The sequence below is a fragment of the Mycobacterium sp. genome, from assembly GCF_035499775.1.
Lineage (GTDB): Bacteria > Actinomycetota > Actinomycetes > Mycobacteriales > Mycobacteriaceae > Mycobacterium.
The window spans coordinates 1-7,525 of record NZ_DATJYB010000048.1; the positions used below are offsets into that span (position 1 = coordinate 1).

Annotated in this window: 7 protein-coding genes; 6 read left to right on the forward strand and 1 reads right to left on the reverse strand. The window is 62.7% G+C overall.

Annotation, left to right across the window (positions count from 1 at the left end; genetic code table 11):
- Window positions 1-174 precede the first annotated feature (174 nt).
- From VML93_RS03030 to VML93_RS03055, 6 genes are all read left to right on the forward strand, one after another.
- Window positions 175-1,908: a fatty acyl-AMP ligase gene (locus VML93_RS03030; protein WP_325607549.1), complete on the forward strand. Its 1,734-nt coding sequence runs from the start codon at window positions 175-177 to the stop codon at window positions 1,906-1,908.
- Window positions 1,905-2,843, forward strand: coding sequence for an acyl-CoA desaturase (locus VML93_RS03035; protein ID WP_325607551.1), 939 nt, complete (start codon window positions 1,905-1,907; stop codon window positions 2,841-2,843). Before VML93_RS03030 ends, VML93_RS03035 begins: the two co-directional genes overlap by 4 nt.
- Window positions 2,844-2,908: 65 nt before the next feature.
- Window positions 2,909-3,838, forward strand: a complete 930-nt coding sequence (locus tag VML93_RS03040) for an acyl-CoA desaturase (RefSeq protein WP_325607554.1) — start codon at window positions 2,909-2,911, stop codon at window positions 3,836-3,838.
- A 13-nt stretch (window positions 3,839-3,851) separates the two neighbouring features.
- Window positions 3,852-4,142, forward strand: a complete 291-nt coding sequence (locus VML93_RS03045; protein ID WP_325607556.1) for an acyl carrier protein — start codon at window positions 3,852-3,854, stop codon at window positions 4,140-4,142.
- Window positions 4,143-4,176: 34 nt separating this feature from the next.
- Window positions 4,177-5,262: a fatty acid desaturase gene (locus VML93_RS03050; RefSeq protein WP_325607558.1), complete on the forward strand. Its 1,086-nt coding sequence runs from the start codon at window positions 4,177-4,179 to the stop codon at window positions 5,260-5,262.
- Window positions 5,259-6,128 carry an alpha/beta hydrolase gene (locus tag VML93_RS03055; protein ID WP_325607562.1) on the forward strand — a complete coding sequence of 290 codons (870 nt, stop codon included), beginning with the start codon at window positions 5,259-5,261 and terminating at the stop codon, window positions 6,126-6,128. The genes VML93_RS03050 and VML93_RS03055 overlap by 4 nt, the downstream gene beginning before the upstream one ends.
- 17 nt (window positions 6,129-6,145) lie before the next feature.
- Here VML93_RS03055 and VML93_RS03060 read toward each other — a convergent pair whose 3' ends face one another.
- Window positions 6,146-7,213: an NAD(P)/FAD-dependent oxidoreductase gene (locus tag VML93_RS03060; protein ID WP_325607564.1), complete on the reverse strand. Its 1,068-nt coding sequence runs from the start codon at window positions 7,211-7,213 to the stop codon at window positions 6,146-6,148.
- Window positions 7,214-7,525: the final 312 nt, after the last annotated feature.

A 7,525-nucleotide genomic window follows, 5' to 3' on the forward strand; every position in this document is an offset into this window, starting at 1 on the left:
ACCAACGGGTAGGCGATCTCCTGTGACAAGTCGTTATCTGGCGGGCCATTTCGCCCCGCTGCACGCGCACAACACCCGCACTGAGCAGCGACGCCAAGAATCCTTTAAGGACGCGACGAGATGGTGGTGCCCTGCCGCGAACGCCGTGGCACAGACCTACACCGGGGGAACGTCATGACCGCTGCCAACCACTCGGCGACGACGCCCCGAAACTCAGCGGGCGGCCGGCTCGCGACCATGGTCGATGTCTTGTCGGCCAGGTCCTCGTCCGAGGAGCTCGCCTACATATTCCTCGCCGACGGCACCTCGGAAAGCGAAATTCGATGGTCATTCGGCGACACCGCCCGACGCTCCCACGCGTTTGCCGCACACCTGCGCGATCGAGGCATCGGCACCGGAGACCGCGTGGTGTTGGCGGTGAATCCCAGTCTCGAATACGTCGGCGCGCTGTATGGGATCATGCAGCTCGGCGCCGTGCCCGTTCCATGCTTCCCGCCTTTGCGCGCAAAGGAATTGGACCGATTCCACGCGATCACGATCGATTGCGCGCCCAAGGCAATCGTCATCGACGAGATGTATCGCGAACGAATCGACGCATTGCAAATACGCCTGCGGTCCTCCAGTCTCGACCCCGCCGTTGTTTACGTGGAGCAGGTTGCGGGCGAGGCCGGTGAACTCGCCCCCGTGCCAACCGCGCCGGAGGACATCGCGCTGATCCAGTACACCTCGGGCTCGACGGGAACTCCTAAAGGAGTCTGCCTCACCCACGAAAACCTGATGAGCAACTGCGAAGCCCTGGGCCGGAACATGGGCGACGACCCAGACCGGGTCGGCTTCTCGTGGCTACCGCCTTACCACGACATGGGACTGATGGGAACGATCTTCGTGTCGATGTTCCAGGGGGTTCCCCTGGTTCTGATGTCGCCGATGCATTTCGTTCAGGCCCCGTTCCGATGGCTGAAAGCTATTAGCGACTACGGCGTGTCGATCGCTGTCGGACCGAACTTTTCCCTCGACATGTGCTCAGATGCTCTGGACAACAACGATATTCACAACCTGGACCTGTCGACCGTCGAGCGACTGTATTGCGGCGCCGAGCCGATCAGCGCGGAGACGCTCGCGCGGTTTCTGCGGTTGACGGAACCGCTGGGGTTCGACCCGCAAGCGCTGACCCCGTGTTACGGGATGGCGGAAGCGACGCTCTATGTCGCGGGGAAACGCGGCGGCCGGAAATACCGCACCGACCTCCCACCGGAGGCGTCCGCAACGGGCCGTCCGGTCGTCAGCTGCGGCGAGGTCGACGCCGAACACACAGTGCGAATCGTCAACCCCACCAACCTAAAACCTCTGAAAAACGGTCAAGTCGGCGAGATCTGGGTGTCTGGGCGCAGTGTTGCCGCCGGCTATCACGACCGACCGGAGCAGTCCCGCGAGGTGTTCCAGGCCAGACTCGCCGACGACGAAGGCGAATACTTGCGCACCGGCGACCTTGGTTTCATGCGCTCCGGTGAACTCTTCGTCACCGGCCGAATCAAGGACCTGATCATCGTCAACGGCCGAAACGTCTATCCGCAGGACGTCGAAGCCACCGTTGCCCGCGCGATTCCCGAAATCCGGCTCGCTGTCGCGTTTTCCATCCCTGACGACAGCACCGAACAGATGTGTGTAGTCGCCGAGCTCGGACACCCGGAAGTATCGGCGCAGTTGCTCTCGAAGACAACTGAGGCGATTCGCTCCAGCGTAATTTCGGAATTCGGCATCAGACCACACGTCCACATCGGACCGAAGCGAACGATTCCGACGACCACCAGCGGGAAAGTACGTCGACAGGAAACCCGGCGCAGGCTGCTGGCGAACGAGTTGCGCTCTGTCCAAACCACCGATGCGATTCAGGAGTGCACGGCATGAGTTCAGCTGCCACGATTACCCAAGATGCGCCGAAACGTGAAGCGCCGCAACCACCGCAGCGAGATTTCCTTGCCTCGCGTCTGGCGTACCTCACCGTCGGGCTGCCCACCCTGGGGGCCATCGGTGCAGTCGTCTACGCGATCTACTACGGCCTGTCGGTGTCCGACATCGTGCTGTTCACCGTGTTCTATGTCATCACGGGTCTGGGCGTGGAGGGCGGATTGCACCGATACTTCACACACCGCTCGTTCGAGGCGTCCGAACCACTGAAGGTGTTCCTCGCCGTCGCCGGCTCGATGGCTGCGCAAGGGCCCGTGGTCTTCTGGGTGGCAAACCATCGACTCCATCACGCTTTCGCCGACACCGATCGCGACCCACACTCGCCACAACCACAAGGCCCGGGCATACGGGGCCGCGCAAAAGGCCTGTGGCACGGGCACATAGGTTGGTTGTTCGACGTCAGGAAGATCGACTGGAGCCGGCACACCCGGGACTGGTTGCAGGACCGTCGGGTGATGAAGATCAACGCTGCGTACTTCACGGTCGTGCTGCTCGGCATTGTGGGCCCAGGGGTCATCGGCGCATTGATGACCCAGTCGGTCCACGGATTGATCGGAGGGATCCTCTGGGGCGGCTTCGCCCGGATCTTCGCGCTCGACCATGCGACCTGGGTGGTGAACTCACTGGGTCACACGATCGGCAACCGTGAATTCCACGGTCGCGACGAGAGCCGCAATATCGCCGTCCTGGCTCCGCCGACCATGGGCGGGTCGTGGCACAACAATCATCACGCTCGGCCCAGTCTTGCTCAGACCCGCCGCCACTGGTGGCAGCTCGATCTCGTCGGCGACTTCATCCGACTCCTCGACTGTGTCGGACTGGCCAGCAACGTTCGGTACGTCAATTCGTCAGCTGAAAAGGGGGGTGCCGCATGACACTCGAAACCATAACTCGGCCAACTACTTCCAACACGAAAAGAGAGTCGCTCACACGCGCGATCGTGCAGCTCAACCCGCAGACCGCGCGCGCCAAGCGCATCGTCGCTCTGGTCACCGTCGGGATACCGGCGATCGGGTTCGCGATCGCCCTCTACATGATCTGCACGGGGACGGTTACCGCGCTCGACTACTACCTCTTCGCGGCGTTCTACGCGATTCAGACGTTCGGCGTCAGCATCGGTTTACATCGCTATCTTGCCCACAGGTCGTTCAAGACGTCGCGGTTCTTCGAGGGCGTGTTGATGATCGCGGGTTCGATGGCCCTGGAAGGACCCGTCCTGTTCTGGGTGAGCACGCATCGACGCCACCACCGTTACTCGGACGAAGAGGGCGACCCGCATTCGCCCAACCTCAGCGGCCCTGGCCTCATGGGCAAGCTGAAGGGCCTTTGGTATGCCCACATTCCGTGGATGTTCAGCGATCAAGAGTCCCGGGCTACCGTGTTCGCACCCGATGTGGTGCGCGATCGCCGGCTGTACTACTACTCCCGGACATACCCGGTCTGGGCGCTGGCCAGCCTGTTTCTGCCGGCGCTTGTCGGCTTCGCGATCGGCGGTACGGCAGCAGCGTTCTCGGGCTTTATCTTTGGCGGACTGGCGCGGGTATTCGTCGCCAATCAAGCCGCCTGGTGCGTGGGATCCTTGAGTCACATGATCGGCTCGCGGCCGTTCGTGACAAAGGATGACAGTGCCAACAACTGGCCGGTCGCCATCCTGACGTTCGGCGAGGGCCTACAAAACAACCATCACGCGTTTCCCGGCGCCTATCGGCACGCAATGCGTTGGTGGGAACCAGATCTCAGCGCTTGGGTCATTGCGCTGCTGGCCAAGACCGGCATCGTCTGGGATCTGAAAATGCCTGATCGCAACAAGATCAACAGCAGGTTGCGACGGAACCGTACCTCTCCGATGACATCCATCGGGACCAATTAGAAAGGGAAGAAAAATGTTCGGACGTAAGAAAACCGCCTCCATCGAGGGGCCGCTGACCCAGGAGAAGTTGCGCGCCTGGTTGGTCACCGAGCTGGCGAGCATGGTGAAGATCAGCGAGGCCGAGGTCGACACGACCAAGCGATTCGACGAGTACGGCCTTGATTCGCGCACTGCCGTAGCGGTTTCGGGGAAGTTGGAGAAGGTCGTCGAGCGCCGGCTGTCGCCGGCGATCCTGTTCGACCACGAGACGATCGATGATCTCGCCGACTACCTGACGGGCGAGATGCGGCTGCAGCGCTGCTGAACGGCAGCAGGATAGGACCAGGAGCACACGTCTCATGCCACAGTCAGTAACACTCACAGATCCTGACCCACGGTTCAGGGACTTCCTCGAAAAGAGCACCTTTCTCGAGGGTGAGAAGATCACCGCGGCCATCCCGAGGGAGTATCTGCAGCCGTCCCTGGTGCGCGGATTCGTCGGGTTGGCCGTCAGCTTGGCCGTGTATGTCGGCGCCATTGTCGGGATCGCGGTACTCGATCGGTGGTACCTGATCCCGCCACTGCTGGTCATCGCCGGCCTGGGCGGCTGGGGACTGCACTGCATCGCCCACGAGTGCGGCCACGGTTCGTTCTCACGAAATCGCCGGTTGAACTTTGCGATTGGGCATCTGACGCTGGTGCATCTGCTCTATCCGTTCCACACGTGGCGTCACGTCCACAATATGCATCACACCCACACCAACAGCCTGGAGCTAGACACCGACTGGCGTCCGATTCCCGAAGCGGTGTACCGCCGCCTGTCTTTGCGGGATCGGGTCGTCTACAGCAGCACTCGTACCTGGGCGGTGTGGGCCGGGTCGATCAACTACTGGCTCGAATCCGGGCTTCGCCCATCGTATTTCCCGAAGCGGGAAATGCGCCGCGAGGCGCGACGGTCGATCCTGTTCGTCGCAATCGTCGGCGGCGCATATCTGGCCACGCTCACCTACTTCACCGGTTGGCAAGGCCTGCTGCTGTACTTCGTCGGGCCCTGGTTTGCCACCCACATCTGGTTCAGTATCACCACACTGATGCACCACAGCGCCGAGGACATCCCGTACCTGACTGCCAACCACTGGAATCGCAACGCGAGCAGGTTGCTGGTGACCACGGATTTCATGTACCCGAGATGGCTGTTGTACCTCACCCACAACATCTCGGTGCACACCGCGCACCACGTTTCGCCCGCGGTGCCGTTCTACAACCTTCCCAAGGCGCAAGCCGCGTTGATGGCGGCCTATCCGGACATGCTGCGGGTGGAGAACGCGACCGTGTCGAAACTGTGGAACATCCTGCGCAAGTGCCGTTTCTATGATCCTGTCTCGGGGTTGTACTCGACACGTCTGATGCAGCGCGCCGATCCGGTCGAGGCGGACAGCGCGTGAGCGCCGGTTCGCTGCTCGCCACCGGGCTGGCGCGTGCACATCGTTTCATGCCGCGCCTTGCCGGCTACGTGCACACGAACATGTTCGTCGACACCCGCCGCCTGGGTAGGTTCCCGGATGACATGTGTCCTCTGGGAGCTACCCGGATAGCGCTGGACGGCGTGCCAAGGGTCGCCGCGGCGTACGTCTGGGGAAGCGGCGACCCTACCGTTCTTGCACTCCACGGATGGGGCGCCGACAGCACCACGATGTCGGCCGTGGTGGCCGCGGCACTCGACAGCGGCGAGTCGGCGGTATGCTTCGATGCTCCCGGACACGGCGTCTCGCCGGGCTCGCGTGCGACGATGAAAGAATATGCGGACGCTACTCTTGCAGTGCTGCAACGGTTTCCGAGCATTCACACCATCGTCGCGCATTCGATGTCATCGATCGCCGCGGTCTCGGCGGTCGCCGAGTCCGGTGTGGCGAACGTGCGCAGCCTGCTTCTCCTGGCTCCAACGTGCTCGCTCGCCGGCGTAATCGACCGCTGGGCCGCGCAACAAGGCCTACCCCCGGCCCTCGTCACGCAGATCCATCGTGAATTACAACGCCGCGACGGCATGCCCGTTCCGCACTGGGACGTCAGGACCGTCGGTTTGCCACCCTCGGTCGGGGTGCGAATCCTGCACGACCCTACCGACGAAGTGGTGCCACTCCTCGACTCCCATTTGATCGCAGCCGACATCCCGGCGGAGGTCCACGAGATCGCAGCCGGCGCCGGTCACCACAGGATCCTCGGTAGCGAAGAAATGCAGCGGGCGCTGAGCGCTTGCCTGGACTCGAATCCGCGACGGTGTGGCGGCACCGCGACTGCGCGGCACGGGTGAGCCGGTGCCCCGCGACCTCAGGCAGCCACCTCGGCGCGCGTCGCGCTGAACGAGAGCACCCCGTCGTCGATCGGCTCCTTGAGCAGAATCCGACGATCGTTTTCGTAGTGATGCAACATCTTCCACGGCAGCTTGGATCCCTGTCGCGGCATGGTGTCCTTCGCGCGCTTCACGTAGCCGGATTTCAGCTCGTCCAGCACCCCGACATCCGTCGCGCAGTCCTCCACGTCGCGCGGTGTCGCCACCGCGTAGCCGTTGCGATCCATGTGCTGCGAGAGCCGGCACAGGTAGGCACCGGCAACGTCGGACTTCAGCGTCCACGGCGTGTTGATGTAACCCATCAGCCAAGCGAAATTCGGGATGTCCTCGAGCAAGACGGCTTTGTAGACCATTCGGTCGCGCATCCCGCATGCCTCACCGTCCACCGACAGCTGCATGCCGCCCAACATCTGCAGATTCAGGCCGGTCGCGGTGACGATGATGTCCGCTTCGAGCTTCTGCCCCGACTTCAGCAAAATCCCTGTCTCGGTGAGGGTTTCGATTTCATCGGTGACAATGGACACCCGGCCCGACGCGATCTCCTTGAATAGATCGCCGTCCGACGCCATGCACATGCGCTCGTCCCACGGCGGGTACCTCGGCGTGAAATGACGCATGTCGAAGCCCGGCCCGAGTCGGCGTCGCACGAGCCACAACAGCAGACGCTTCGCCGGCTCCGGCCAACGGCGGGATGCTAAGTAGAGCTGGCGTATGAAGACGATGTTGCGTTTGCGCCCCAATGCATACACCCACTGCGCCGGAAGGAATCGGCTTAGCAGCGCGGAGACCTTGTCGGTCGAGGGCATCGAGAAGACGTACGACGGCGAGCGCTGCAGCATGGTGACGCGCGCAGCGTCGCCGGCCATCGCCGGGACCACCGTGACCGCCGTTGCGCCGCTGCCGATGACGACCACCCGTTTTCCGGTGTAGTCCAGATCTTCGGGCCAGTGTTGCGGATGAACATAACGTCCGGCGAACCGGTCCGCACCGGGGAAAGCCGGCTGATAACCCGCGTCGTAGTCGTAGTAGCCAGTGCATGCGATCAAATAGCCGCAGGTGTAGTGAAACCTCTCGCCGGTAGCTTCGCGGAGCTGATCGCCGCCGGTGATAAGAGTTCGTCCTGACTACGGACTAGGCGGCGGGACGCTCGGTGGGGGCTGCGGGCCGGAGGGGTCGGGTGCGTGTCCTTACCGACCAGTGAGCGACAAATTGGCTTGCCGCGCAGCAGGTTTGAATGCTGCCGCTGATAGGTGGGCACAAAGACACCCCCCCAACTTCCTGTGACACATGAGACTCACGAGGAACGCCCGGGGCGCGCCGGCTTCACCTGGTAAAGACGGGTAACCTCGCCCATCCGC